The 24,616-nt window shown below is 52.5% G+C and carries 23 protein-coding genes; 10 read left to right on the top strand and 13 right to left on the bottom strand.

Going from position 1 to position 24,616, the window contains the following annotated elements; translation table 11 throughout:
* Positions 1 to 11: 11 nt before the first annotated feature.
* The 9 genes from ACTU44_RS13530 to ACTU44_RS13570 form a co-directional block, all read right to left on the bottom strand.
* Entirely contained in the window at positions 12 to 368 is a 357-nt protein-coding gene (locus ACTU44_RS13530) for a DUF6867 family protein (RefSeq protein ID WP_114097443.1), read from the bottom strand.
* Positions 369 to 379: 11 nt separating this feature from the next.
* Positions 380 to 1,090: an ABC transporter ATP-binding protein gene (locus tag ACTU44_RS13535; RefSeq protein WP_114097536.1), complete on the bottom strand. Its 711-nt coding sequence runs from the start codon at positions 1,088 to 1,090 to the stop codon at positions 380 to 382.
* A 20-nt stretch (positions 1,091 to 1,110) separates the two neighbouring features.
* Positions 1,111 to 1,965 (bottom strand): ABC transporter ATP-binding protein, encoded by an 855-nt coding sequence (locus tag ACTU44_RS13540; protein ID WP_114097442.1) that lies wholly within the window; start codon positions 1,963 to 1,965, stop codon positions 1,111 to 1,113.
* The gene (gene livM, locus ACTU44_RS13545; RefSeq protein ID WP_336081088.1) at positions 1,962 to 3,482 is read right to left on the bottom strand and encodes a high-affinity branched-chain amino acid ABC transporter permease LivM; all 1,521 of its coding nucleotides are present in this window, start codon (positions 3,480 to 3,482) and stop codon (positions 1,962 to 1,964) included. The genes ACTU44_RS13540 and livM overlap by 4 nt, the downstream gene beginning before the upstream one ends.
* Entirely contained in the window at positions 3,482 to 4,405 is a 924-nt protein-coding gene (locus ACTU44_RS13550; protein WP_068519011.1) for an ABC transporter permease subunit, read from the bottom strand. Before ACTU44_RS13550 ends, livM begins: the two co-directional genes overlap by 1 nt.
* A 353-nt stretch (positions 4,406 to 4,758) precedes the next feature.
* Positions 4,759 to 4,950, bottom strand: coding sequence for a DUF6898 family protein (locus ACTU44_RS13555; RefSeq protein ID WP_114097535.1), 192 nt, complete (start codon positions 4,948 to 4,950; stop codon positions 4,759 to 4,761).
* A 126-nt stretch (positions 4,951 to 5,076) separates the two neighbouring features.
* A complete protein-coding gene (mmsB, locus tag ACTU44_RS13560) occupies positions 5,077 to 5,967 on the bottom strand; it encodes a 3-hydroxyisobutyrate dehydrogenase (protein WP_462095669.1) in 891 nt (296 codons plus the stop codon).
* A gap of 74 nt (positions 5,968 to 6,041) precedes the next feature.
* Positions 6,042 to 7,127, bottom strand: a complete 1,086-nt coding sequence (locus tag ACTU44_RS13565) for an enoyl-CoA hydratase/isomerase family protein (protein WP_462095670.1) — start codon at positions 7,125 to 7,127, stop codon at positions 6,042 to 6,044.
* A 3-nt stretch (positions 7,128 to 7,130) separates the two neighbouring features.
* Positions 7,131 to 8,270, bottom strand: coding sequence for an acyl-CoA dehydrogenase family protein (locus ACTU44_RS13570; protein ID WP_462095671.1), 1,140 nt, complete (start codon positions 8,268 to 8,270; stop codon positions 7,131 to 7,133).
* Positions 8,271 to 8,495: 225 nt separating this feature from the next.
* Here ACTU44_RS13570 and ACTU44_RS13575 point away from each other — a divergent pair, with 225 nt between their 5' ends.
* From ACTU44_RS13575 to hemB, 4 genes are all read left to right on the top strand, one after another.
* Positions 8,496 to 9,782: an O-acetylhomoserine aminocarboxypropyltransferase/cysteine synthase family protein gene (locus ACTU44_RS13575; RefSeq protein ID WP_336081097.1), complete on the top strand. Its 1,287-nt coding sequence runs from the start codon at positions 8,496 to 8,498 to the stop codon at positions 9,780 to 9,782.
* A 131-nt stretch (positions 9,783 to 9,913) separates the two neighbouring features.
* Complete coding sequence (locus ACTU44_RS13580; protein WP_336081099.1) at positions 9,914 to 10,675, top strand: DeoR/GlpR family DNA-binding transcription regulator; 762 nt, start codon at positions 9,914 to 9,916, stop codon at positions 10,673 to 10,675.
* Positions 10,676 to 10,716: 41 nt separating this feature from the next.
* Positions 10,717 to 11,913, top strand: coding sequence for an MFS transporter (locus ACTU44_RS13585; protein WP_462095672.1), 1,197 nt, complete (start codon positions 10,717 to 10,719; stop codon positions 11,911 to 11,913).
* A 76-nt stretch (positions 11,914 to 11,989) separates the two neighbouring features.
* Positions 11,990 to 12,997, top strand: coding sequence for a porphobilinogen synthase (gene hemB / locus ACTU44_RS13590; RefSeq protein ID WP_114097434.1), 1,008 nt, complete (start codon positions 11,990 to 11,992; stop codon positions 12,995 to 12,997).
* A 74-nt stretch (positions 12,998 to 13,071) separates the two neighbouring features.
* Here hemB and ACTU44_RS13595 read toward each other — a convergent pair whose 3' ends face one another.
* Positions 13,072 to 14,040 (bottom strand): HAD-IIA family hydrolase, encoded by a 969-nt coding sequence (locus tag ACTU44_RS13595; RefSeq protein ID WP_462095673.1) that lies wholly within the window; start codon positions 14,038 to 14,040, stop codon positions 13,072 to 13,074.
* A 479-nt stretch (positions 14,041 to 14,519) separates the two neighbouring features.
* Here ACTU44_RS13595 and ACTU44_RS13600 point away from each other — a divergent pair, with 479 nt between their 5' ends.
* Complete coding sequence (locus ACTU44_RS13600; protein WP_114097432.1) at positions 14,520 to 14,678, top strand: DUF1127 domain-containing protein; 159 nt, start codon at positions 14,520 to 14,522, stop codon at positions 14,676 to 14,678.
* A gap of 106 nt (positions 14,679 to 14,784) precedes the next feature.
* On the opposite strand, the gene ACTU44_RS13605 is transcribed toward ACTU44_RS13600, so the two are convergent.
* Positions 14,785 to 16,302 carry a malonate--CoA ligase gene (locus tag ACTU44_RS13605; RefSeq protein WP_462095674.1) on the bottom strand — a complete coding sequence of 506 codons (1,518 nt, stop codon included), beginning with the start codon at positions 16,300 to 16,302 and terminating at the stop codon, positions 14,785 to 14,787.
* A 194-nt stretch (positions 16,303 to 16,496) separates the two neighbouring features.
* Positions 16,497 to 17,663 carry a type III PLP-dependent enzyme gene (locus ACTU44_RS13610; RefSeq protein WP_114097430.1) on the bottom strand — a complete coding sequence of 389 codons (1,167 nt, stop codon included), beginning with the start codon at positions 17,661 to 17,663 and terminating at the stop codon, positions 16,497 to 16,499.
* A 231-nt stretch (positions 17,664 to 17,894) separates the two neighbouring features.
* Here ACTU44_RS13610 and ACTU44_RS13615 point away from each other — a divergent pair, with 231 nt between their 5' ends.
* Both ACTU44_RS13615 and ACTU44_RS13620 read left to right on the top strand, forming a co-directional pair.
* Positions 17,895 to 19,382 carry an aldehyde dehydrogenase family protein gene (locus tag ACTU44_RS13615; RefSeq protein ID WP_114097429.1) on the top strand — a complete coding sequence of 496 codons (1,488 nt, stop codon included), beginning with the start codon at positions 17,895 to 17,897 and terminating at the stop codon, positions 19,380 to 19,382.
* 351 nt (positions 19,383 to 19,733) lie between these two features.
* On the top strand, positions 19,734 to 20,954 hold the full coding sequence (locus ACTU44_RS13620) for a threonine ammonia-lyase (RefSeq protein ID WP_114097534.1): 1,221 nt from the start codon (positions 19,734 to 19,736) through the stop codon (positions 20,952 to 20,954).
* Positions 20,955 to 21,031: 77 nt separating this feature from the next.
* On the opposite strand, the gene ACTU44_RS13625 is transcribed toward ACTU44_RS13620, so the two are convergent.
* Complete coding sequence (locus ACTU44_RS13625) at positions 21,032 to 21,517, bottom strand: flavin reductase family protein (RefSeq protein WP_114097428.1); 486 nt, start codon at positions 21,515 to 21,517, stop codon at positions 21,032 to 21,034.
* Positions 21,518 to 21,771: 254 nt separating this feature from the next.
* Here ACTU44_RS13625 and motA point away from each other — a divergent pair, with 254 nt between their 5' ends.
* From motA to ACTU44_RS13640, 3 genes are all read left to right on the top strand, one after another.
* On the top strand, positions 21,772 to 22,626 hold the full coding sequence (motA, locus tag ACTU44_RS13630; RefSeq protein ID WP_114097427.1) for a flagellar motor stator protein MotA: 855 nt from the start codon (positions 21,772 to 21,774) through the stop codon (positions 22,624 to 22,626).
* 54 nt (positions 22,627 to 22,680) lie between these two features.
* Complete coding sequence (locus ACTU44_RS13635; protein WP_114097426.1) at positions 22,681 to 23,649, top strand: flagellar motor protein MotB; 969 nt, start codon at positions 22,681 to 22,683, stop codon at positions 23,647 to 23,649.
* A 123-nt stretch (positions 23,650 to 23,772) separates the two neighbouring features.
* Entirely contained in the window at positions 23,773 to 24,516 is a 744-nt protein-coding gene (locus ACTU44_RS13640; RefSeq protein ID WP_114097425.1) for an arginyltransferase, read from the top strand.
* The last annotated feature ends 100 nt before the right edge of the window (positions 24,517 to 24,616 follow it).

A 24,616-nucleotide genomic window follows, 5' to 3' on the forward strand; every position in this document is an offset into this window, starting at 1 on the left:
CACCACAAAAATCAACGCACATCCGCCCCTTCACGCGCGCGGAATGCAAACGGCCCAATGCGTTCATAAAGCCACGGATATTGCGACAACATCTTGTTTACCTGCGTCAGACGGAAGGCTGCGAAGGTGATAACAAACAGGATCGCCGTGTCAAAAATGTAGCCGGAAAGCGAAAGAAGCTCGCCTTCGAACAACGCATAGACCAAGAAACGGTCAACAAGGCCAAGCAGCAAGCCATAAGGCACGAGCTGATAGGACGGTCGCCAGGTGTTGGCGATTGCCTGCCCGGTCATAAACGAACAGAACCCCATCAGAATGATGGTGATACCGATCGTAACGCCGATACTGGTACCAGTGATCGATTCCATATCAGATCTCCCTAGTGGCCGCCTTCGAGATAAGCTGCGCGCACTTCCGGGTTTGCCAGAAGTTCCGCACCCGTACCCGAGAGCGTAATGTTGCCATTGACCATCACATAACCGCGATGTGCGAGCTTGAGTGCATGGAATGCATTCTGCTCGACAAGGAAAACAGTTACCTTGTTTTCACGGTTGATCTTCTGGACGGTCTCGAAAATCTGCTTAACGACAAGCGGCGCAAGACCAAGCGACGGCTCATCAAGCAAAAGAAGACGCGGACGCCCCATCAGGGAACGGCCAATTGCCAGCATCTGCTGCTCACCACCGGACATGGTCCCTGCACGCTGGTTAATACGTTCCTTCAGGCGCGGGAACAGATCAAACACCATTTCGAGATCCGAATTGAAATGCTTCGGATCCTGGGTGATTGCCCCCATCTGGAGGTTTTCATAAACCGACATACGCGGGAAAATGCGACGGCCTTCGGGCGACTGCTGAATGCCAAGATTACAAATCTCATGCATCGGCATGCGACTGATATCCTTACCTTCAAACAGAATGCGCCCCTTGCTTGCCTGCGGCGAACCGCAACAAGTCATCAGCAGCGTGGTCTTACCGGCACCATTGGCGCCGATAAGCGTAACGATTTCACCTTCGTTGACTTCCATATCAATGCCCTTGAGGGCTTCGATATTGCCATAGAAGGTATGAACACCTTCGATCTTAAGCATGGACATATCGATAAACTCCCTCAGTGCGCATTCGGATCAACATTAAGGTCAGCGGCAACTTCCGGCGGAAGCTCGTCATCCTCATCTTCGCCAAGATAGGCACGGATAACAGCCGGATCATTCTTGACGGCTTCGGGATTGCCATCGGCAATCTTTCTTCCGTAATCAAGAACGATCACATGGTCGGAAATCTGCATCACGACACTCATGTCATGTTCGATCAGAAGACAGCCAACGCCCTGATCGTCACGGATGCTCTGCAGCAGGACATTCAGTTCCGCCGACTCACGCGGGTTAAGACCCGCAGCCGGCTCGTCCAGGCACAAAAGTGACGGGTCAGTGCACATTGCACGCGCGATTTCCAGACGACGCTGGGAACCGTATGGCAGGTTCCCGGCATTCCAGTCAGCCTGATCATACAGACCAACCTTGTTCAGCCAGAACTCGGCCTTTTCGATCGCTGCCTTTTCCGCCCTTGAATAGCGGCCAAGGTTGAACAGACCGGCGATGGAGAAAGCAGATGCCTCCATCAAACGGTTGTGCTGCGCAACGATCAGGTTTTCCAGAACAGTCATCCCGGTAAACAGGCGAATATTCTGGAAAGTACGTGCAACACCGTTATTACGCGGGATACGGAACCCTTCGGTACGCTCCAGCAAACGGGGACCGTCGTCGGCATGTAGCGTCAGACGTCCTTCGGTTGGAACGTAGAACCCGGTCAGGCAGTTAAACACCGTGGTTTTACCTGCGCCGTTCGGGCCGATGATGGCCGTGATTTCACGCTTGTTTGCGGTGAAACTAAGGTTATCAATTGCAACCAGACCACCGAAACGCATGGTCAGGTGTTCGACTTCAAGCAGTTTGTTGTCGGTCATTTCAACTCTCCGGCAACTTTTTCTTTCTGGCTCATATTGAGCAGAATGGTCGGGTCACGGAAGGACAACAGACCGCGCGGACGCCACAGCATGATGGCAACAATACCTGCACCAAAGATCAGCATGCGGTATTCGGCAAGTTCACGGAACATTTCCGGGAAACCGATCATCACGATTGCCGCAAGAACGACACCGATCTGACTACCCATGCCCCCCAGAACCACAATCGCGAGAATCACAGCAGATTCAAGGAAGGTGAAACTTTCCGGGCTGATAAAGCCCTGACGGGTTGCAAAGAACGCACCGGCAAAACCACCGAACATTGCACCAATCGCAAAAGCAGAAAGCTTGGTGTTCGTCGGGTTGATGCCCAGCGAACGGCAGGCAATCTCGTCTTCACGAAGTGCTTCCCATGCACGACCGATCGGAAGCTTGCGCAGACGCATGGTGACAAAGTTCGTCACAAGAGCCAGAGCAAGGATCAGGTAGTACAGGAAGATCAGGCGATGCATGGACGAATATTCCATGCCAAACAGCTCGTTAAAGCCGATGGTCCCTTCCGGCACTCGGCGCGAGAAATCGGCCAAACCAAAGAAGCTTGGACGTTCGATGGATGAAATCCCATCCGGACCGCCAGTCAAATCATACCAGTTGATAAGAACAACACGAATGATTTCACCAAAGCCCAGTGTCACGATGGCCAGATAGTCACCACGCAAGCGCAGAACCGGGAAGCCGAGAATAATGCCGAAACTTGCAGCAAAGATACCGGCAAGCGGCAGGCAGAGCCAGAAGCTCAGATCGAAGTTCTGCGACAGCAATGCATAGGAATAAGCCCCGACTGCATAGAAAGCCACATAACCAAGATCGAGAAGCCCCGCCAGACCGACCACGATATTCAGGCCCCACCCCAGCATGATGTAGATCATCACAAGGGTGGCAAGGTCGATTGCCGAACGGTTCTCACCAAAAATGAACGGGAAGATGATGAAGAAGATAATCCCCACCAGACCGATCTTTTTGGTGTTCGAGCGATAGGCCAGCTGAATTTTCGATGACAGCTTTTCGCTTTCCTCAACTTCGGCAACACCTTTTTCCTTCATCGAGAAATAGGCGATTGCAAAGACGATTGCGATAAAGGCCAAGGCGACAACGGTGCTGACAGCACTGCTGAACGCCATATCGAAGCTCACCGGCGATGCCCAGCGATCATCCATGTCACGGAATCGCACAAACATCTCAAAGACGGCAACCGCAGTTATCGTGATCAAGACTGCCTGAACGAGCCGCGAAATGCTTTCGCGACGGATGATCAATGCCAGACGCCCGACAACGGTCGAGCCAATCGCCAGCAGGACAAGATCCCAGCGAACCGCAAGCTCGAGGCCGGTCGGACGGTCAACCGTCTCGACACCGAGGATCATGACGGACATCAGTAGCGCGACAACTGCAAAGAACGCGAGCTCCTTAACAATTTCCGAGCCGTTGGTACGAGATGAAGCAAATGCAGAAGACATCAGACTTTCTCAACCTCCGGCTTGCCGAGCAGACCCCACGGACGGAAGATCAGCACAAGAACCAGAATACCGAACGTCGCAACATCCTTGTATTCGATTGTGAGATACCCCGACCAGAATGCTTCAATCAGACCAATCAGCAATCCACCAAGCATCGCACCTGGAAGCGACCCGATACCGCCAAGAACGGCGGCGGTGAAAGCCTTAACACCGGCGAGGAAGCCGATATAGAAGTCAATAACACCGTAATACAGGGTCACCATCATACCTGCGACAGATGCCAGAGCAGCACCCATAACGAAGGTGGTGGAAATCGTACGGTCAACGTTCACGCCCAGAAGTCCCGCCATCGTGCGGTCCTGTTCGCAAGCACGCTGTGCACGCCCCAGAGAAGTCTTGGCAATCAGCAGCGAGAAGACGACCATCAGCACGAATGTCAGAACGATAATCACGATCTGCATATAGCTAAGCTGAACGTCGAAATTCGCGCTTTCCATAAGAGTGATACCGCCCTCAACAAGCGGCTGCATCGGCTTGACGCGCGCACCCTGCGAAATCTGAACGAAGTTCTGCAGGAAGATCGACATACCAATGGCAGAAATCAGAGCTGCCAGACGGAATGACCCGCGCAGTGGCCGGTATGCTACCCGTTCAACGCCCCAACCGTAGATCGAGGTCAGAACCATTGAAACGAACAGCATCAAAAGAAGCGTAAGCGGAAGGATCCCGCTGATCCCGGCTGCCTGACAGATCAGGAAGGTGATCAGGGAATGAAACGCACCGAGCATATAAATCTCGCCATGCGCAAAGTTGATCATGCCGATAATGCCGTACACCATCGTATAACCGATAGCGATCAAACCATAAATGGCTCCCAGCGTCAGACCATTGATCAATTGTTGTAGGAAATAAGCCCAATCCATTGCACAACCTTAGATTTGGCACAGACAAACAAGGTCTTCGCCAGCTCGGCAGAAGGCATCAAGCCACATATATATGTATTGATTGGATGAGACATAGTCTCCCCTTTGCCCCCTTGCAAACCCGCGAAGCCTCCGTCTTATTGTTATCGGGTATGACCCGGTTTTAACCTTCGGAGCCGACCATTCTGTTTGTGGTTCTTACTACCGAAAGCGCGATTAGAGCGTGAACCTTAGACACATGTGTTCAAAGGCTGCAAGCGGCTTTGAGATTTTAGTGAAAATCACCAAATCAGGTTTTGATATTGGAATAAAACACTGACAAGGCGAGCCACCCGCTCTTTATATTGTATACATTATCCCTTTTTGAGGACGTATTCAAGTTTTTGTACAGCGACCCGCTTTAATTGCTCAGGATTCCGACTCACAGGCCCAGCAACAGTCACTTCCACACCTGTCTTGCCATCAATGGCCGTACAACGCAGATAGGAACCCACCTGTCGAAGTTCAAAATAAATCTCGTTTGATGTGTTATGCCGCGTGGTCATTATCGCACAGATGATCCCTGGAAATAAGTATAGCCCTATTTTGCGCCCATTCTCGAACAACGCAACACCAAACAAAAACGGGCCCGGAAATCCGGACCCGTTTTTGTGATCATTGGATGAACGATATCACTTTTCGCCATCAAGCATTTTGACAATGGCCGAAAAGTCCATGCCGCCATTCCCGCCATTGGAATAAAGCGCATAAAGGCTTTCGGCCAAAGCCCCCATCGGCGTGGTCGCCCCAGACGACGCAGCTGCCTGCTGGGCAAGCTTGAGATCCTTCAGCATCATATCAACCGCAAAACCGGGCTGATAATCGCGATTGGCCGGCGATGTCGGAACCGGCCCCGGAACAGGGCAGTAACTTGTCAGAGACCAGCACTGACCGGATGCCTTGGACGAAATATCAAACAGCTTTTGCGCATCCAGCCCGAGGCGTTTGGCGAGCATGAAGGCCTCGGACACCGCAATCATACTGACACCCAAAACCATGTTGTTGCAAATTTTGGCCGCCTGCCCTGCACCGCTATCGCCCGCATGAATGATATTGCTGCCCATACCCTCAAGGATCGGCTTTGCACTGGCAAAATCGGCATCAGAGCCACCAACCATAAAGGTAAGCGTTCCGGCCGCAGCACCGGCAGTGCCACCGGAAATCGGCGCATCCACCGCCCCAAGACCCGCCGCACGGGCAATTTCAGATGCCTTGCGCGCCGCATCAACTTCAATGGTTGAGCTGTCAATCAGGACGGTCCCCGCCTTGGCATTTGCAATAACGCCGTCTGGCCCTTCATAAACGGACAGAACATGTTTCCCGGCCGGAAGAACAGTTACGACAAAATCAACATCAGTCGCAGCCGCGGCAATTGATGCCGCCTTGCCTGCACCGGCATCAATTGCCTTTGCCACCGCATCTGCCGAAAGGTCAAAGACCTTGACCGTATGTCCGGCCTTAACAAGATTGGCAGCCATCGGGCCACCCATATTGCCCAGACCGATAAAACCGATATTCGCCATTAGAAGTCTCCTCTGCCATCCCCTGCGGGATCATTGTTTTGATCATTCGGGACCGAAATTCAGCCCAATACATTCTAAAGATTGAGTTCTTTGTCTTCTGGAAGTGGCTCGAAATATTCTGCAACCTCGCGCGGATCGACCTGGCCGATATCACCGTGTTGCCATTTCGGGGTATGGTCCTTATCGACAATGACAGCACGAACACCTTCAAACAGATCAGGCTTGCAGACCATCCTCTGCGACATCCGGAACTCCATATTCAGGACTTCGGCCAACGACATGTCCTTGCCCTGACGAATCTGCTCGAAGCTCGCACAAAGTGCTGTTGGTGACTTTCCAGACAGAATAGCGAGCGTTTCGGCACCAAAGTCGCTTTCCTCTCGTTCCAGCGCCTCGAAAATAGCAACAACGCTGTTTCCGGCAAACGTGCGGTCGATTTGTGTTCTGAGTGAATCCATTGGCGCTGCGTCAAAATGCGTGCTGTGACGATCGAGAATTTCAACAACAACAGCACTGGCACCTGTGTCATAGGATGCCACCGCCAGATCCGCCTTGAGCCTGTCAAGATTGCTTGCCGTAACACCATGGGTGGCAAGCCCGGCATAAAGGCAATCGGCTGCCTTGATGCGCGCACCGGTCAGGCCAAGATACATGCCGATATTTCCCGGGCATCGTGGCAGGAAATACCCGCCACCGACATCGGGGAAAAATCCGATCCCCGTTTCGGGCATCGCAAACAGGGTACGCTCGGTTACCACACGGAACTGACCGTGAATCGACACGCCGACACCACCGCCCATGGTGATCCCGTCCATGAGCGCGATATAGGGTTTCGAATACCGGGCAATATAGTGATTAAGGTGATATTCACGACGATAGAACGCATCAAGCATCTCTTCGTCATCAATCTTGTGGGCCTCATAAAGACCACGAATATCACCACCGGCACAAAAGGCCTTCTCGCCGGCTCCCTCAATCACAACAACCTTTATCGACGGATCAGCTTCCCAGGATTTAAGCTGCCCCATCATCATATCGACCATCGTCAGATCAAGCGCATTCAGCGCACGCGGACGATTAAGAACGATCTGACCAACTGCGCCTTGTTGCGAAAACAGAACGGGTGCTTCGGTATCGGACATATTTGAACTATTGCTCATGACTTAGTCTTTCAGGGCGGCACGGGAAATGATCAGGCGCATGATTTCATTGGTGCCTTCAAGAATCTGATGCACGCGCAGATCACGTAACAGCCGTTCGATCGGGTATTCACGAATATATCCATAGCCACCATGGAGTTGCAGCGCCTGGTTACAGACTTCAAATCCGATATCTGTGGCGAAACGCTTGGCCATCGCACAGAACTGGGTTGCATCATCGCTCTTGAGATCAAGCTTCCAGGCACCTTTATGCAGCATCAAACGTGCAGCTTCGAGCTCGGTCACCATGTCGGCAAACTTGAACTGTAGCGCCTGAAACTGATCAAGGCTTTTACCGAACTGTTTGCGGACTTTCATATGATCGCGCGCGTGCTCCATCGCCGCACGGGCACCGCCAATCGAACAGGCCGCTATATTCAGGCGACCGCCATCAAGCCCCTTCATGGCGAACTTGAAGCCTTCGCCTTCTTCGCCCAGTCGGTTTTCGACCGGCACCTTGCAATTGCTAAAGATAACGGCCGAGGTTGGCTGACTGTTCCAGCCCATCTTTTCCTCGAGCTTTCCGAACGATAGTCCTTCGGCATCCTTGGGAATGATGAATGTCGAAATGCCGCTCGGGCGGTCATCCCCCGTACGCGCCATGACAACATATATGTCACTACGAGATCCACCGGAAATAAAAGCCTTCTCACCATTCAGAATATAATGGTCGCCATCACGGACCGCACGTGTGCGAAGCGATCCTGCATCGGACCCGGCACCGGGCTCAGTCAGGCAGTAGCTGGCGAAATGTTCCATTGTGACGAGTTTGGGCAGAAATTTGGCGCGCTGTTCATCGGACCCAAATGTATCAATCATCCAGCACGCCATATTATGGATCGAGATATAAGCCGCCGTTGACGGGCATGCTGCCGCCAATTCTTCGAAAATTACCGCAGCATCAAGACGACCCAAGCCTGTTCCGCCGAACTCTTCGCGCGTGTAAATTGCAGCAAAGCCCAATTCGGCAGCCTTGCGCAGGGTTTCCTCGGGAAAGATGTGTTTTGCATCCCATTCCCCTGCATATGGCGCCATTTCATTTTGAGCAAAATCACGCGCAGCTTGGGCAAATGCCTGCTGATCGTCAGACAGGTTGAATTCCATTGGATCGCCGCCTCTGAAGTTTATCTGTTTTCCCTTTACGTAAACGTGAAAACACCCTCTTGTCAATTCATTCGGTATAACAGTACCGAATTATCACAATATTGGTAAATCACACGATTTACGTGCATTCACGTAGCTGATTTCACCAATTGTTTCTTGCTGAGTACGTCACTGTCAGCTTACCTTGTCGGCGTCAGAAATAACGATAATTCAGGGAAACCCATTATGTCGTCCACGAAACCGGAAACCATCGTCCTTCATGCAGGCTATCGCGCCGACCCGACCACGGGATCCGTTGCCGTGCCGCTTTATCAGACCACCAGCTATCAGTTCCGCGATACCCAGCATGCTGCTGATCTTTTCGCACTCAAGGAACTTGGCAATATCTATACCCGCCTGATGAACCCGACCAACGATGTGCTTGAACAGCGCATTGCCGCCCTTGAAGGTGGCGTTGCTGCAGTTGCACTTGGCTCCGGGCAGGCTGCGTCAACCTTTTCGGTTCTGAATATTGCACAGGCTGGCGACAATATTATCAGCTCTACCGATCTATATGGTGGCACATGGAACCTGTTTGCGAATACCTTCAAGCAAATGGGAATTGAAGTTCGCTTTGCCGATCCGTCAGATCCGGAAAGCTTCCGAAAGTTGAGCGACGACAAAACCCGCGCCTTTTATGCCGAAACCCTTCCCAACCCGAAATTGCAGGTGTTCCCGATCCGCGAAGTTGCCAATATCGGTGACGAACTTGGCATTCCGCTGATCGTTGATAACACTGCCGCGCCCGTGATCTGCAAACCGATCGAACATGGTGCAAGCATCGTGATGTATTCGACCACCAAGTTCATTGCCGGTCATGGAACCTCGGTTGGTGGTGTTGTCGTCGATTCCGGCAAGTTTGACTGGGAAAAACATGCGAAACGCTTCCCGCTTTTGAACGAACCCGATCCCAGCTATCACGGTGCGGTCTGGACACAGGCCGTCAAACCGATTGGTCCTGTGGCCTATGCGATCAAGCTGCGTTGCACCGTTCTACGTGACATCGGGGCTGCGGCATCGCCGTTCAACTCATTCCAGACCATTCAGGGCATGGAAACGTTGCCACTGCGCATGGAACGTCACTGCGAGAACGCCAACAAGGTTGCCGACTTCCTGGCATCCCACCCGAAAGTCACCAAAGTCATTCACCCCAGTAAACAGGATGGTGAAAGCCGCCGCCGTGCTGACACCTATCTTAAAGGTGGCTACGGATCTCTTATGGGCTTTGAGTTGGCTGGCGGCAAAGACGCAGGCGAGAAATTCATCAACGCGCTTGAGCTGTTTTATCATGTCGCCAATATCGGTGATACGCGTTCTCTTGCCATTCATCCGGCAACCACGACTCACAGTCAGCTTTCCGAACAGGACCGCCTGTCTTCCGGTGTTACGGACGGATATGTGCGCCTGTCCATCGGGATCGAACATATCGACGATATATTGGCTGACCTGACGCAGGCCCTTGATAAAGCCTGATAATCACGTCACTTCATGTCGCCTTACAAAGCCGGTCGAACGAATGTTCGGCCGGTTTTTCATTGACCCGACCGTAAAACCGGCATAACAAATCGGCAAAACATGCACAACATGCAAAACAGGCAAGCACCATGTCGAGCGTTATCACCCGTCAGGATGAAATCCTGAAACTTTTGCGCAATATGGGGACGGTTCACATTCATGATCTGGCCGCCCTGTTTCATGCCTCCCTTGATACCATCCGGCGCGATCTGCGCCAGATGGAGGATGAAGGTCATTTGCGCCGCATCCATGGCGGCGCAGTCCTGCCAAACAAGCCGACAGAAACATATGAAGAACGCGCTCGAGACCTTCAGCCGGAACGCACCGCGATTGCACAGAAAACGGCACGCGATCTGATTGCCGATGATGCTGTCGCTTTCTTTGACAGTGGCACCACCATTTGCGAAGTTGCCCGCCATCTCAAACCATCATTTCGGGGCACTGTGATTACGGTAAACCCGATGATCGCGGTCGAACTTTCAAGCCACCCCAATGCCGAAGTGATCATGCTGGGCGGTACAATGCTCAAGAACGACATGGTGGTATGTGGCCCGACAACGATTGACGAAATCCGTAAGTACAATGCTGATGTTGCGTTGCTAGGCACGTGCGCTCTTCATCCTGAGGCTGGCCTTTCAACCAGTCATCAGCAGGAACGGGCATCAAAGGCCGCGATGATTGCCCAATCAGCCGAAATCATCGCCATTGCCACCGCGGACAAACTTGAAACCAGCCTGCCGCACCGGGTCTGTGACATTGATGCCATTTCCCGTCTCGTGACAGGCCGCAAATTGTCGTCCGGCTATCTCGAAAACTATGCCAAACGCGGGATCAATATTGTTCAGGCCTAACCTGCCCCCTCGTTACGCCCCATCATGCGGAGCCGCCACAGATGCAAAATTACAATCAGGCCCATAATCGGGTACGCGCCATTTTCTTTTTACATGGCGCCGCCTTTTCAAGCTGGGTTCCGCATATCCCGCTGGTACAGGAACGCCTTGGCCTTGGTCATGATGAACTTGGCGGCATCTTGCTGGCTGCGGCAATTGGCGTTCTTGCCGTTATGCCGATTGCCGGACGGCTTTCTGACCGTATCGGAAGCGAACTGGTAGTGCGTTATTCCGGACTGGTTTATTTCATTGCCGTTGGCATCCCGGTTCTGATGCAATCCTATCTCAGCATTTCGATTGCCATGTTTGCCCTGGGCTTTTCCGGCGCATTTCTTGATATAGCCATGAATGCCAATGGCCTGAATGTTGAACGCGCCAAGGGTCGGAGCATCATGTCCGGTCTTCACGGCTTCTGGAGTCTGGGTGGTTTTGCGGGTGCCGGGATTGCGGCAGCCTGGTTTGCCCTGCCCTTTGACAACGCCCTGCACCTGCCTGTGATTCTGACCGTGTTTTTGATCGCTCATGTTTTCGCCCAAGCCAAACTTCTGCCGGACCATCAGACCTCACAGAACAGAAAAGACAGAGCTGACAAACAAGCCTTGGAAACCGCCCGCACCAAAAAGGAACGCCCCATGTTCCTTATGCTTTTACCATTCGGCGTCTGCGCCTTTATCGGTCAATTCGGCGAAGGTGTTATTACCGACTGGGCAACCGTCTTTATGAATTCAGAATTGTCATCGGGAGCAACAATGGCTGCTGTCGGCTTTGCCGTTTATTCCTGCGCCATGGCCGTCACCAGACTTTCCGGTGATGCACTGGTCATGAAGTTTGGACGGGCTCCGGTTTTGCTTACAAGTTCGGTTCTGGCCTCGGTTGGCACTTTCATCATCGCCCTTTCCCCGCACTATATTGTCGCATGGATTGGTTGTGGTGTTGCCGGAATGGGGCTTGCTGTCATTTTGCCGTTGCTACTGTCCGCGGCATCTCAAGCTACCGGAAAAGGAGGCGGAGCAGTCGTATCAATCATTGCTGCAACCGGCTATTCCGCGATCATGGCGGGTCCGCCGATTATTGGTGCCATCGGACAGGTAGCAGGCCTTGTCACGGCCTTTGCGATTACCGCCAGTTTCCTTGCCCTGATTATCCCGGTTTATTTTCTGACCATGCGCGCACGCTTACAAATTGCCAGCAATGGTTGATTGCGCGTGAATTCTGTCCCATAAATTGGCCTGTCCACCCTGGCTTCGCCCAGCTCCACAGAACAGAGAACAGATCATGGTCAACAAATTCGCCTATGGCACCTTTCCAAGCACCCGCCAGCGCCGCAACCGCATGACCGACTGGTCGCGCCGGATGGTCGCGGAAACCCGACTGACAGCCCATGATCTGATCCTGCCGGTATTCGTTATTGACGGAACCAATCAGCGCACCCCGATCCCGTCCATGCCCGGCGTTGAACGCCAGTCGGTCGATGTACTGGTTGAAACCGCAAAACATGCCGAGAAACTTGGCATCCCGGCACTGGCACTGTTCCCCTATATCGATGCAAGCCTTAAGACCAAGGATGCGCGAGAGGCCTATAACCCTGATAACGTTGTCTGTCGCGCCACCAAGGCGATCAAGGATGCCTGCCCCAACATCGGGGTGATTACCGACGTCGCACTTGATCCATTCAATTCCGATGGTCAGGACGGCATCGTCGTCGATGGTCAGATCCTTAATGATGAAACGACCGAAGCGCTTGTGCGTCAGGCACTGGTTCAGGCACAGGCAGGCTGCGATGTGGTCGCACCATCCGATATGATGGATGGCCGTATCAAGGCAATCCGCAAGGTTCTTGAAACCGAAAGCCTCAAGAACGTCCAGATCATGGCCTATTCAGCCAAGTATGCCTCATCCTTCTATGGCCCGTTCCGCGATGCAATCGGCTCGGCAAGCGCACTTGGCAAGGCCGACAAGAAAACCTATCAACTTGACCCGGCCAATAGTGACGAAGCCATGCGTGAAGTCGCCTATGATCTTGATGAAGGCGCAGATTCGGTCATCGTCAAACCGGGGCTGCCTTATCTGGATGTGCTCTATCGCGTTCGTCAGGAATTCGGCGTGCCGGTCTTTGCCTATCAGGTATCAGGCGAATACGCGATGTTGCGCGCGGCAGGCCAGAATGGTTGGCTTGATTACATCGGCTGTGCGATTGAAACACTGTCATGCTTCAAACGTGCGGGGGCGTCTGGCGTGTTGACCTATAGCGCCATTGAAGTTGCAGAGGCGCTGGAAGGTTAAGCGTCACTTCAACACACGCGACACAAAAAAGGGCCTCGATTGAGGCCCTTTTGCATGGAATGAAGTTCGAAGCCCTATGCGCAGCAGGCAGGCTCAGTAACTTCGTCTGATATGCCATGACCAATCGCGCGCGCGCAGAAGTGCGGACGCAGACCCGATCTGGCAAACACGCCTTCGATATCCTGCCCGTCAAGGAAACCGCCCTGATGCACAAGAAGGGTTTTGATGCCTGATGCCAGACCGCCGAGAACATCGGTATGAACCGTATCGCCAACCATCAGAACACGCTGCCGGTCAACACCCGGATGACGGCGCAGGACTTCTTCAAAAACGTGATGATACGGTTTGCCAACACATTTTGGCATTACGCCACAGGCATCAGCGGCAAGATGGGCAAAGTAACCGGACTCCACTGACAGGAAATCCCCCATCGGCGCGCAGATATCAGGATTCCCCACAAGGATCGGCCGCGGATTGGCAGCAAGACTGTCCTGCAACATATTCTGCTGCTCATCCGACCAGTTTTCCGAATCAATCAACAGGAAACCGCCAACCCGGTCATACAAGTCGCGATCTGCGCCAAGCGGCTCCACCTGTCCCGGCAGGATATGGAACGGCCAATGGACCGGCGCCATCGCCCCCCAACGCGCAATCTCGGGATGTTCTGCCATAAGAGGCGCAACAAACTGCTGGCTACTGATCAGGTTACTATTGTCGAAATCAAAGCCACGTTTGCGGTGACGGGCAAGAATCGCTTCAGCCGAGCTTGACGCGTCATTGGTCACGACGGCAATTTTCTTACCCATATCCTGAAGGGTTGCGACGGTTTTTACAGCACCGGGGATAGCCGTCGGCCCACTATTGAGCACACCAAACGCATCAAACACGATCAGATCGAACTGATCTGCGACCGATAGCAGATTGTCGATGTAATCGGTTTTTTCGGGAACGGCATCGTCCTGCACCTGCGGCAAGCGCGGCGCATAGTGCAAGTAGGCGTCGATAGCCTGGGCAAAATTCAGCCGCGGCCGATTGATGCTCATTATAGGTTCTCCTGTCTGGGCGTTTGGTAGCGCAAATTACGGCCTATTCATCCAGATTGCGACCCAAAATACATCTGAATTCATATGCGCGACGCGATTTTCATGAAATCAACCAAAGGGCACCACGCAATTTCATTAGCCATGCACCATTAGCATAGCAATAAAAGTTTCGAAACCGTGACAATGTGACGGAGATATAGCCAATTCATTGCAATTCAGTGACTTTCTGCGCTTTCCAAGCCGCTGCCATGCAAAAAACGCATTGGATTAACGCACCCGACAGGCATAGATTGCCTTCACGAAATGAATAGGACGTATCGACTGGTAAATGCGCCACCAGGCAGATGATCATTCGATACATTGGAAACAAACCGACACGTCAAACCAGACAACTATTCCGACACGGAATACAGCGGTGAGAACATGCCGGTTATCTGAACAGACGCCGAACAATCGGCCGGTTTGAAATAGGTGATGAAATGATCGTAACTAAAATCTTTGCTTTCCTTCGCGCTCTTCGCATTCAGTACCAGACCCAGGTAGCGCTGCGTAAACTTGATACGCGCGAACTGGCCGACATCGGTCTGAACCGCGACATGATCGACGATGTAGCACACCGTGTTGCTTTCGGTCGCTAAGCCACGACCGTAGCGTCCTAAGAAAACCCCCGGCAGTTTTGCCGGGGGTTTTCTTTATCTGTATTCTGGATCCAGGATATCGGCCTCAATCTTTGGCCCCGGTGATCTAGTTCGCAAACAGGGATTTATATTCCTCGCGCAGAATGTTCTTTTGAACCTTGCCCATTGCGTTGCGCGGCAACTCGTCAACAAAGAATACCCGTTTGGGAACCTTGAAGTTGGCAAGTTGCGATTTGATTCCCCCGATAATACCGTCTTCGGTCAATGTTCCATTGTTCTCAGGGACAATAACCGCAACAACCGCTTCCCCAAAATCGGGATGCAAAACACCAATCACGGCACTTTCGACAACACCATCCATCTTGTCGATCAGCGTTTCGATTTCCTTCGGATAGACATTAAATCCACCTGAAATCACCAGATCCTTTGCACGTCCAACGATGTGGACATATCCCTTGGCATCAATCTTGGCGATATCACCGGTGATGAAGAACCCGTCTTTGCGAAATTCTTCTGCGGTTTTTTCCGGCATTTGCCAGTACCCGGCGAAAACGTTGGGGCCGCGAGCCTCCAGAACACCGACTTCATCAACACCAAGAACATTGCCGTCCGCGTCACAAACCCGAACATCGACATCGGGCAAGGCCGGACCAACTGTATGAACGATCCGTTCGCCATCCAGCGGGTTCGATGTCGCCATCCCCATCTCGGTCATGCCATAGCGTTCAAGCAATGCCTTGCCAGTCCGCTGCTCAAACGCCGTAAAGGTTTCCGGCAGAAGCGGTGCCGAACCAGAAATAAACAGCCGCATATTGGCAGTCGTTTCGGCGGTAAAATCATCCCCGGACAACAGGCGAACATAAAATGTCGGAACCCCCATCATCACCGTGCTCCGCGGCAGAAGCGCCATCACCTGATCACGATCAAATTTCGGCAGGAAAAACATCTTCGCCCCCGAAAGCATCACACAATGGCATGCGATGAATAGTCCGTGGGTATGGAAGATCGGCAAGGCATGTAAAAGGATGTCGTTGCCATCAAACCCCCACAACTTTTCAAGGGTTGCGGCATTGGACCACAGGTTCATCTGGGTCATCATCGCCCCTTTGGGCTTGCCGGTGGTGCCCGATGTATAAAGGATCGCCGCCAGGTCTTCATCCGCACAGGGCACCGGGACGAAGTCGCCCGATTGAGATTGTGCACCGCCCATCAGACTGCCTTCACCATTCATCCCCAATGTCAGAACATGTTCCACGCCCTGATCATTGGCAATTGCTGCTACCTCATCCTTACGATGAGGCTGACAGACGAAGATAACGGGGGACGCGTTATCCATGAAATAGGCAAGCTCGCCAGCCTGATAGGCCGTATTGAGCGGCAAATAGACCAGACCGGCACGAATGCAGCCAAGATAAAGAAAAAGGGCTTCGGGGGATTTATCAACCTGGACTGCGACACGGTCGCCTTTCTTCGCACCAAGCCCGGTCAGCAAACCTGCAATTTGCGCCGATGCAACATCTGCCTGTCCATAGCTATAAGTCTTGCCCGTCGGGGTCTCGATCAGCACCGATGAAAGGTCCGCCGGAAACCGGTCACGGATGCGCATAAAAAGGCTGTTGGTCACTGTGGTTTCCCCGATCAAGTCTGTTTCCCGACCGGCTCCCTGCCGGTCCTGATTTCGGGTAGCATAGTGCAACCAACCTTTATCGGTAAACAAGTACCTTTTTACCGATAACGTTAATTTTCTGAGCAACACTGTATCTGAAAACGGGCAAACAGGGGATCTCCTGTTTGCCCGTCACTGTAGCCATTGCTGCATCAGGCCACGTAAGGGAATTCACCATCCACAAACGGGAATGCCTCGCCCACAGTCACCTGCATTTCCGGGAAGAACCCGTTGAAATGGGTTGCAAGCGCATTGCTATAGGCACCGATATGCCCGAATTCGATCCAGTCCCCTTCGCGGATATCCGCCGGAAGCGATACGGCTGCCGGAAGAACATCCATATTGTCGCAGGTCGGACCATAGATGGTGAAATCAAGTGTTTCTTCCTGATTGAATTCACCATTGATTCGCAAGGGTCGCACAGGATAACGCAATTGCCCGGTCACTGTTTCAGACAGGCTGCCATAGACACCATCATTGATAAACAGGGTGTCTTCCTTACGCAGATGCACCTGCGTAATCAGGGAAACCCCGCTTGAAACAAGCGCCCTGCCCGGCTCACACATGAATGTGGTGTCGGGCATATCAAGCCAGCGGATGCAATCCTTGATCTCGTCCATGAATTCTTCAAGGCTGGCGCCGCGCTGGTTCATATATTGGCCGGGGAAACCGCCGCCGACATCGATATGCCGAACCTGAACACCCGAAAAATCGACGACCTGACGGATCAGCTCAACCGCGATCCGATAGCCATTCGGCGTTGTACATTGCGACCCGACATGGAAGCACAAACCCGCTTCATAGCCATATTCATCGACCTTCTTTAGAAGCTCGGCAGCGACCATCGGGCGCGCACCAAATTTCGCTGAGAGATTATAGGTCGCCCCGGCCGGTGGTGTTGCCAGACGGACATGGATCACAAGCTTCTTGTCGCCTTCCGTTTCTTCACGGATTTTTTCAAGTTCCTCGACTGTATCAATCACATAGTGATCAATACCGAAAACCCGGTGGGCATTACGAATGGCATCGCGGCTTTTGACCGGATGCATGAAATAGGCCTTCATTCCCGGGAACTGGCGACGAACAAGCGCAATTTCTTCTGGCGAGGCCGTATCGAAATGACGCACGCCGCCTTCGTGCAAATAACGCATGACTTCAGGATGCGGATTACATTTCACCGCATAAAGGACGTCGCCCGGGAACATTTCGACAAAGCGCTGCGCTGTTTCTCGAAGGATATTCGGTCTTAGACAATAGACCGGATAGGAAGGTTTGAGTTCCTTAACAACATCGAACGTCGTATCGAAATGACGTGGCATAAATACTCCATCGTTTACGGAATGCAGGCGCCCAGACACGTACCGCCGCCGGGCTGGCCTTTTTGCTGTTTCAGGTTACCAGCCCTTTTGGGAACTGTCATGTCCGGAAAGACGAATTGATCTTGATATTGCTCTCTGCTGTCGATAATTTGGTAAACCAATACCAAATAACCTATATCGTGCGCCCCACGCAAAAACCGTGACTGCACGCCAACCCACAGGGAGCCTGAAATGCCTTTCGAACCGAACCTTGATCCGATGTCACTGGCAACTGAACTTTCCGGCCATCATCTGATCAACGGCAAGCTTGTTGCCCCGAAGAACGGCAAGACCTTTGACGTTATCAATCCCGCCACAGGCAAGGTTATCGGACAGGCAGCCGACGGTGACTCTGATGATGTGGGCATTGCAGTTGCGGTTGCAAAGGCAGCACAAAAGGACTGGGCGGAACGCCCGGCACGCGAACGTGGAAAGCTGGTTGCGGAATGCGGCCGTGTCCTGATGGCACATACCGAAGAACTCGGTCGTCTTGTCGCACTGGAATCGGGTAAGGCACTGCGCACCGAAAGCCGCGTCGAGGCATCGGTTCTTGCCGACATGTTCGTCTTTTTTGGCGGTCTTGCATCAGAGCTCAAGGGCGAAACTGTTCCGTTTAATCCAAATATGATGACGCTGACCACCCGCGAAGCCGTTGGTGTCGTTGGTGCGATCATTCCCTGGAACGTACCGCTTCTTCTGATGGCGATCAAAGTTGCCCCGGCACTGGTTGCTGGCAACTCGGTCGTTGTAAAATCGGCTGAAGACACCCCTCTTACCGTGTTGCGCGTCTGTCAGATCATGCAGGAAATCCTGCCAGCCGGTGTTTTGAACATCCTTTCGGGTTTTGGCCCAACCTGTGGCGGCCCGCTTGTCGCGCACAAGGATGTCAAAAAGGTTTCCTTCACCGGCTCTGTCGAGACCGGTCGTACGGTTTACAAGGCCGCAGCCGAAAAGCTTATTCCGGTCACCCTCGAACTTGGCGGCAAGTCGCCCATGATCGTTATGGATGATGCCGACCTCGACAAGGCCGTGGCCGGCGCAATCGGTGGTATGCGCTTCACCCGTCAGGGCCAGAGCTGTACGGCCTCCTCGCGTATGCTTGTTCATGAAAAACTTCATGATGAGTTCGTTAAGCGACTGATTGACAAGGTTAATGCACTCAAGATGGGTAACCCGCTTGATGAAGAGACCGACATCGGCACCATCATCAATCGCAAACAGTTCGACAAGGTATCGGGTTACATCGATATCGGCGAAAAAGAGGGTGCGACCAAACATCAACTGAGCGCCCTGCCCACCGATCCGGAGCTTTCCGACGGCCTCTTTGTGCGCCCCGTGATCTTCACCAATGTCGATCCGGATGCTCGCGTCGCACGTGAGGAAATCTTTGGTCCGGTGGCGTGTGTCTTCAAGTTCAAGACCTTTGAAGAGGCCCTTGAACTTGCCAATGACAGCGACTTTGGCCTTGCTGCCACGGTCTGGACGACGGATCTGAAAACGGCACTGGTTGCCACCAAGCGGCTTGAAGCCGGCTTTGTTCAGGTCAACCAGAACCTTGTTGTGCAGCCAAACCTGTCCTATGGCGGCATCAAGCTTTCGGGCCTTGGCAAGGAAGCGTCGCTTGAAAGCATGCTTGAACATTTCACCTACAAGAAAACGGTTATCCTCAACATGGAATAACGCCGGATTCCCCATGCCAGGCGTTGTACTTGGCCGGGTTGCAGTTCATGCAACCCGGTTTTTCTATTGCTGTACTTGACCTTGGCGCCCTAATCCGCAAAGCTGCCTTTCGAAACACATCCCTAATCCAGAAAGAACATGGCTATGTCTGCATATACTGACATCCTTTCATCGCATTCCCGTCCGACGCTTGGTGCCGGTGCGATGGCCATGATTATTGGGATTTCCGACCTGCGAATGTGATCCCTGTCATCTGCGGATGACAGGTCCGGTTAAATACCGTTTCTCACCCATTACATGATATTATTGCCACCACACCACAAAGATGGTGGCCGCAGGAGCATGGAAATTATGACTGTTTCCTATCACGACGTTGTACGCGCATCCGGTTTGCTTGAAGGCATCGTTGCCAAGACACCGCTGGTAAAATCACTAACACTTTCATCGATTTGTCAGGCAGAAGTTTATCTTAAGCTTGAGAACCAGCAATATACCGCTTCCTTCAAGGAACGCGGTGCCTATGTCAAACTGGCAAGCCTGACACCCGAAGAGCGCGAAAAAGGCGTCATTGCCGTATCCGCCGGAAACCATGCACAGGGCGTTGCCTATAACGCCAAGCGTCTGGGCATCCCGGCAACCATCGTGATGCCGAAAAACACGCCCTTTACCAAGGTCCATCATACCCGTTCCCACGGCGCTGAAGTCGTTTTGACAGGCAATGTCTTTGCCGAAAGCCTTGAAGCTGCCGGTCGCATCCAGCAGGAACGCGGACTTACCTTTGTACATCCGTTTGACGACCCGCATATCATTGCCGGTCAGGGCACAGTCGGTCTCGAAATTCTGAATGAGAACGTTGATATCGATACCATCGTTGTCCCGATTGGCGGTGGCGGACTTGCATCAGGTATCGCAACCGCGGTCAAATCGCGCCGCCCAGACATCGAAATCATTGGCGTTGAAACCAAGCTTTATCCCTGCATGTATGAAGGCATTCGTGGTGACGAATATACCGGCGGTGGTGTTACAATTGCCGAGGGCATTGCCGTCAAACAACCCGGCGGCCTGACACTTGAAATCTGCAAGGAAAAGCTCGACGAAGTGGTTCTGGTCGAGGAAAGCTCAATTGAACGATCCATTCAGATGCTGATCGAGATTGAAAAAAGCGTGGTCGAAGGTGCAGGTGCTGCGCCGCTTGCCGCCCTTCTCGATCATCCTGAAAAATTCAAGGGCAAGAAAGTCTGCCTGATCGTCAGTGGCGGCAATATTGACACCCGCCTTCTGGCACAGGTCCTGATGCGTGGCATGGCCCGCCAGGGTCGCCTTGTACGTGTTCGCATCGAAATTCCCGATGTGCCGGGTGCTCTGGCAACCATCAGCACACTGATCGGTGAAGAAGAAGCCAATATCATCGAAGTTTATCACCAGCGTCATTTTTACGACGTTCCGGCAAAGCAGACCGATGTCGATATGGTGCTGGAAGTGCGTGATACCGGCCATGCCCAGCAAGTGATTGAACGCCTGATCAAGGCAGGGTTTGGCGGACGCTTGCTTGGCAATACGTCGCTCGACTGATCAAAATTCCCTGGATATCTGAAAATAAAAAAAACGGGCCGCTGGAACAATCCACACGGCCCGTTTTTCATTAATAGTTATTCGCTTTTAAGGCCACGATAACGGCCGCCGTAATAAAGCAACGGCTCCCCCGTTTCGCCCATCACAAGATTATCGACATGGCCGACAATGATGCTGTGATCGCCACCATCATGAATGGCGTGGCGTTTACACGAAAACGCCGCCAACGAGCCTCTCAGGCGTGGCATACCGTGACCATCATCTTCAAACCCGACCGTTTCCCAGCCATTCTGCCCCGGTGCGGAAAACAGTTCAGAGATCGCCTGTTGGTCCTGACGAAGAATATTGATGCAAAAACGCGTGCAAGAACCGGCGAACAAGGCATGTGTCGCCGCACGCTGATCTACGGAAAAAAGAACCAGTGCCGGATCAAGCGAAACAGACGCAAAACTGTTAATCGTGATGCCCGCTTTGGAACCATCTTCGGCCCGCGTGGTCACAACGGCAACGCCGGTTGTGAACTGACCAAGACAGTCGCGGAAATCGCGCGGAGAGAATGACATATTGAAGAATGCTCTTGCTGACTAAACCTATTGAAGTACGACCCCGTAAAAGGCTTGGGGAAAATGGCGATTAAACTTCGATCTGTCAAACCTAACTCACAGCAGATTTAAACGGGATATTAATAAGATTAAAAGCTAATAGTGTCATATAGATGCCAGATGGACTTTGTCTGCAACCATGATCGGGTTTGGGTCTTGGGAACATGTTGCGGACTGAACCGATAATCGTCCTGGGCTAGCGGGGAATAATAAGAATGTTTTTGATCATTGGGTATGTCGTGGTGATTGGCGCTGTTCTTGGCGGTTATTTGCCCCACGGCGACATTGGTGTCCTTATCCAACCCCTTGAAGTGCTTATCATTTTCGGTGCTGCGTTTGGTACATTCCTGATTGCCAACCCTATGAGCATCCTTAAAAAGTCGATTGCTTATACGATCCGTGCACTTAAGGGGCCCAAAAAGAAAGCGGCCTATGTCGAGCTTCTTGTTTGCCTTTATGCTGTTTTCCGACTGGCGAAATCGAAGGGTGATCTTGCACTTGAAAGCCATGTAGAGAATCCCGAAGGCTCCAGTCTTTTTGGCAACTTCCCCGAGTTGATGAAAGACCATCATGCCGTTGAATTCCTGTGTGACTATTTGCGTCTTCTGACCCTTGGCACCACCAATGCCTATGAACTTGAAGCGGTCATTGATCAGGAACTTGAAGCCCATCACGAAGAAGATCACATGGTCCCTGCCGCCATCCAGACAGTGGGCGACGCCCTTCCCGGTCTGGGCATTGTTGCAGCCGTGCTTGGTGTGATTGTCACCATGGGCTCAGTTACCGAACCGCCGGAAATTCTTGGTGGTTTGATTGCAGCGGCTCTCGTCGGTACGTTTCTTGGTATTCTCGCGTCCTATGGCTTTGTTGGTCCGACGTCGGAAATCATCAAGAAGACGCTGGATCAGGACGGAAAATATTTCAGCTGTATGAAAGCGGCCCTGATTGGTCACATGCAGGGCTATGCCCCGCAGGTTTCCGTTGAATTTGCCCGCAAAACGCTGCCGTCCACCGTTCGGCCGAGCTTCAAGGAACTTGAAGATGCCTTGCAGGATGCGCCGTCAGCCTGATTTTCCTTTGCCTTGCAGAAACAGAACCAGTAACTCACGGAATTTGCATCGCACATGCCTGATATCGTAATCAAAAAGGTCAAAAAAGGCGGACATGGCGGCCATCATGGTGGCTCGTGGAAAGTTGCCTATGCTGACTTTGTCACGGCTATGATGGCGTTCTTCCTGTTGCTTTGGCTGCTTTCAAGCGCCACGGAAGAACAACTTCAGGGTGTTTCAATGTATTTCACCCCTGAAACGATTTCACAAAATGATTCGGGCTCCGGCGGGGTTCTGGGTGGCACCAGTCTTGCCGAGGAAGGCGCTCAGCGCTCCGAATTCGGAATGCCGACAGTCAGCATGGAAATTCCGCCACAGCAATCCCCGGACGAGCGAGAAGCCATCCGGGTAGCACAGATGGAAGAACAGGAATTCAATGAAGCCAAGGAAGAACTTCTAAAGGCTATCGAAGAAAGTCCCGAGCTTCAGGGTCTTGAGAAAAACATCCGGATCGAAGAAACCCCCGAAGGTCTTCGTATCCAGATTCTTGATGAAGACGGCACATCCATGTTCCCGAGTGGCAGTGCTGAAATGGCTGATCACACGCGCTTGTTGCTTGATAAGGTAGCGGCCGTCATCGAAAAGATGCCTCAGGACGTCTCGATTGAGGGCCATACCGACGCAGTGCCATTTAATCGTACGGATGGTTACTCAAACTGGGAACTCTCAGCTGATCGTGCCTTGGCGACACGACGCACGCTTGAAGACCTCGGACTTGACACCGGTCGCTTTGCAAAGGTTGCGGGCCTTTCTGACACGGATCCGCTGGTGCCTGAAGACCCCAAAAATGAAACCAACCGCCGTATCAGCATCACCTTGCTCCGAGGCACAGGCGAACGATCAGAACTTGAGAACGGAACGCAAAACGGAAATGGTTCTGTATTACCATCTTCCAATGGCGCGCCGACTGCCCAGCCGTCAGAACCTGCGGCACCAGGTACGACACCGCGTCGTCCAACCTTCTCTGTTCCATCACAGCCCTGATCTGGCAATTCCGGTTTTGCAAATTTGACAGCTCTTTTGGTGGGATGACCTTTAAACTGTCATAAATAACGCTTAATCTCTTAAGATAGATGATCAGATGTGGTCGGGATTGAGAAACACCAGATGACAGTTAATCAGCGCCGCCTTACGCAGCACTATTTCATGACTGCCCCGATGCCGTGCCCCTACCTGCCCGGCCGCTTTGAGCGCAAACTAGTTACAGAGCTGCGCGGACCAGAAGCGAATAATATCCATGATTTACTGTCACGGGCAGGCTTTCGTCGCAGCCATTCAATAGCCTATCTTCCGGCATGCAGCGACTGCAATGCCTGCATTCCGGTTCGTGTCCGATGCGCCGAATTTGAAAGCAGCCGTTCTTTCCGTCGTATCCAGAACAAAAACAGTGATCTGACCCGAACCGTATTGCCCGCAGTCGCGACCCAGGAACAATATCAACTGTTCAGTACCTATCAGGATGCACGTCACGGAAATGGTGACATGGCGCGCATGGATGCCCGTGACTATCGGGCGATGATCGAAGACAGCACGATTGAAACGTCTGTCTATGAGTATCGTCGTCCGGATAACAGTCTGATTGCTGTTGCACTGATCGATAATCTGGCTGACGGGCTTTCGGCTGTTTACAGCTTCTTTGATCCGTCCGAACACAAGCGTGGGCTGGGCACCTACATCGTCCTCGACCTCATAGAAGAAGCCCAACTTCTTGATTTACCACATATCTATCTTGGGTACTGGATCGGTGAATGCCGCAAGATGTCCTACAAGATGCGGTTCCAGCCACTTGAAGGTTTCCGAAATGGCCAGTGGGTGCCAATGGAGGAAACCGGGCCTAGTAGTGGCTCCTGACAATCTGAGCAAACCGCCCCATTAGATTAGACTAAAGTCCAAGAGAACAACTCGATCCCCGGTTGCCTGCACCCGAAGACGCATATAAGCTGCGGTACAA

This window comes from Thalassospira sp. SM2505, assembly GCF_054901115.1.

Coding starts and splice junctions, on each gene's coding strand:
- ACTU44_RS13585 (WP_462095672.1), top strand. CDS start 10,717: ATGCAAAATTACAATCAGGCCCATAATCGGGTACGCGCCATTTTCTTT.
- ACTU44_RS13595 (WP_462095673.1), bottom strand. CDS start 14,040: ATGAGCATCAATCGGCCGCGGCTGAATTTTGCCCAGGCTATCGACGCC.
- ACTU44_RS13640 (WP_114097425.1), top strand. CDS start 23,773: ATGACAGTTAATCAGCGCCGCCTTACGCAGCACTATTTCATGACTGCC.
- livM (WP_336081088.1), bottom strand. CDS start 3,482: ATGTCTTCTGCATTTGCTTCATCTCGTACCAACGGCTCGGAAATTGTT.
- ACTU44_RS13530 (WP_114097443.1), bottom strand. CDS start 368: ATGGAATCGATCACTGGTACCAGTATCGGCGTTACGATCGGTATCACC.
- ACTU44_RS13540 (WP_114097442.1), bottom strand. CDS start 1,965: ATGACCGACAACAAACTGCTTGAAGTCGAACACCTGACCATGCGTTTC.
- ACTU44_RS13610 (WP_114097430.1), bottom strand. CDS start 17,663: ATGCCACGTCATTTCGATACGACGTTCGATGTTGTTAAGGAACTCAAA.
- ACTU44_RS13620 (WP_114097534.1), top strand. CDS start 19,734: ATGACTGTTTCCTATCACGACGTTGTACGCGCATCCGGTTTGCTTGAA.
- ACTU44_RS13570 (WP_462095671.1), bottom strand. CDS start 8,270: ATGGAATTCAACCTGTCTGACGATCAGCAGGCATTTGCCCAAGCTGCG.
- ACTU44_RS13580 (WP_336081099.1), top strand. CDS start 9,914: ATGTCGAGCGTTATCACCCGTCAGGATGAAATCCTGAAACTTTTGCGC.
- ACTU44_RS13600 (WP_114097432.1), top strand. CDS start 14,520: ATGATCGTAACTAAAATCTTTGCTTTCCTTCGCGCTCTTCGCATTCAG.
- hemB (WP_114097434.1), top strand. CDS start 11,990: ATGGTCAACAAATTCGCCTATGGCACCTTTCCAAGCACCCGCCAGCGC.
- ACTU44_RS13625 (WP_114097428.1), bottom strand. CDS start 21,517: ATGTCATTCTCTCCGCGCGATTTCCGCGACTGTCTTGGTCAGTTCACA.
- ACTU44_RS13550 (WP_068519011.1), bottom strand. CDS start 4,405: ATGGATTGGGCTTATTTCCTACAACAATTGATCAATGGTCTGACGCTG.
- ACTU44_RS13635 (WP_114097426.1), top strand. CDS start 22,681: ATGCCTGATATCGTAATCAAAAAGGTCAAAAAAGGCGGACATGGCGGC.
- ACTU44_RS13575 (WP_336081097.1), top strand. CDS start 8,496: ATGTCGTCCACGAAACCGGAAACCATCGTCCTTCATGCAGGCTATCGC.
- ACTU44_RS13615 (WP_114097429.1), top strand. CDS start 17,895: ATGCCTTTCGAACCGAACCTTGATCCGATGTCACTGGCAACTGAACTT.
- mmsB (WP_462095669.1), bottom strand. CDS start 5,967: ATGGCGAATATCGGTTTTATCGGTCTGGGCAATATGGGTGGCCCGATG.
- ACTU44_RS13535 (WP_114097536.1), bottom strand. CDS start 1,090: ATGCTTAAGATCGAAGGTGTTCATACCTTCTATGGCAATATCGAAGCC.
- ACTU44_RS13555 (WP_114097535.1), bottom strand. CDS start 4,950: ATGACCACGCGGCATAACACATCAAACGAGATTTATTTTGAACTTCGA.
- motA (WP_114097427.1), top strand. CDS start 21,772: ATGTTTTTGATCATTGGGTATGTCGTGGTGATTGGCGCTGTTCTTGGC.
- ACTU44_RS13565 (WP_462095670.1), bottom strand. CDS start 7,127: ATGAGCAATAGTTCAAATATGTCCGATACCGAAGCACCCGTTCTGTTT.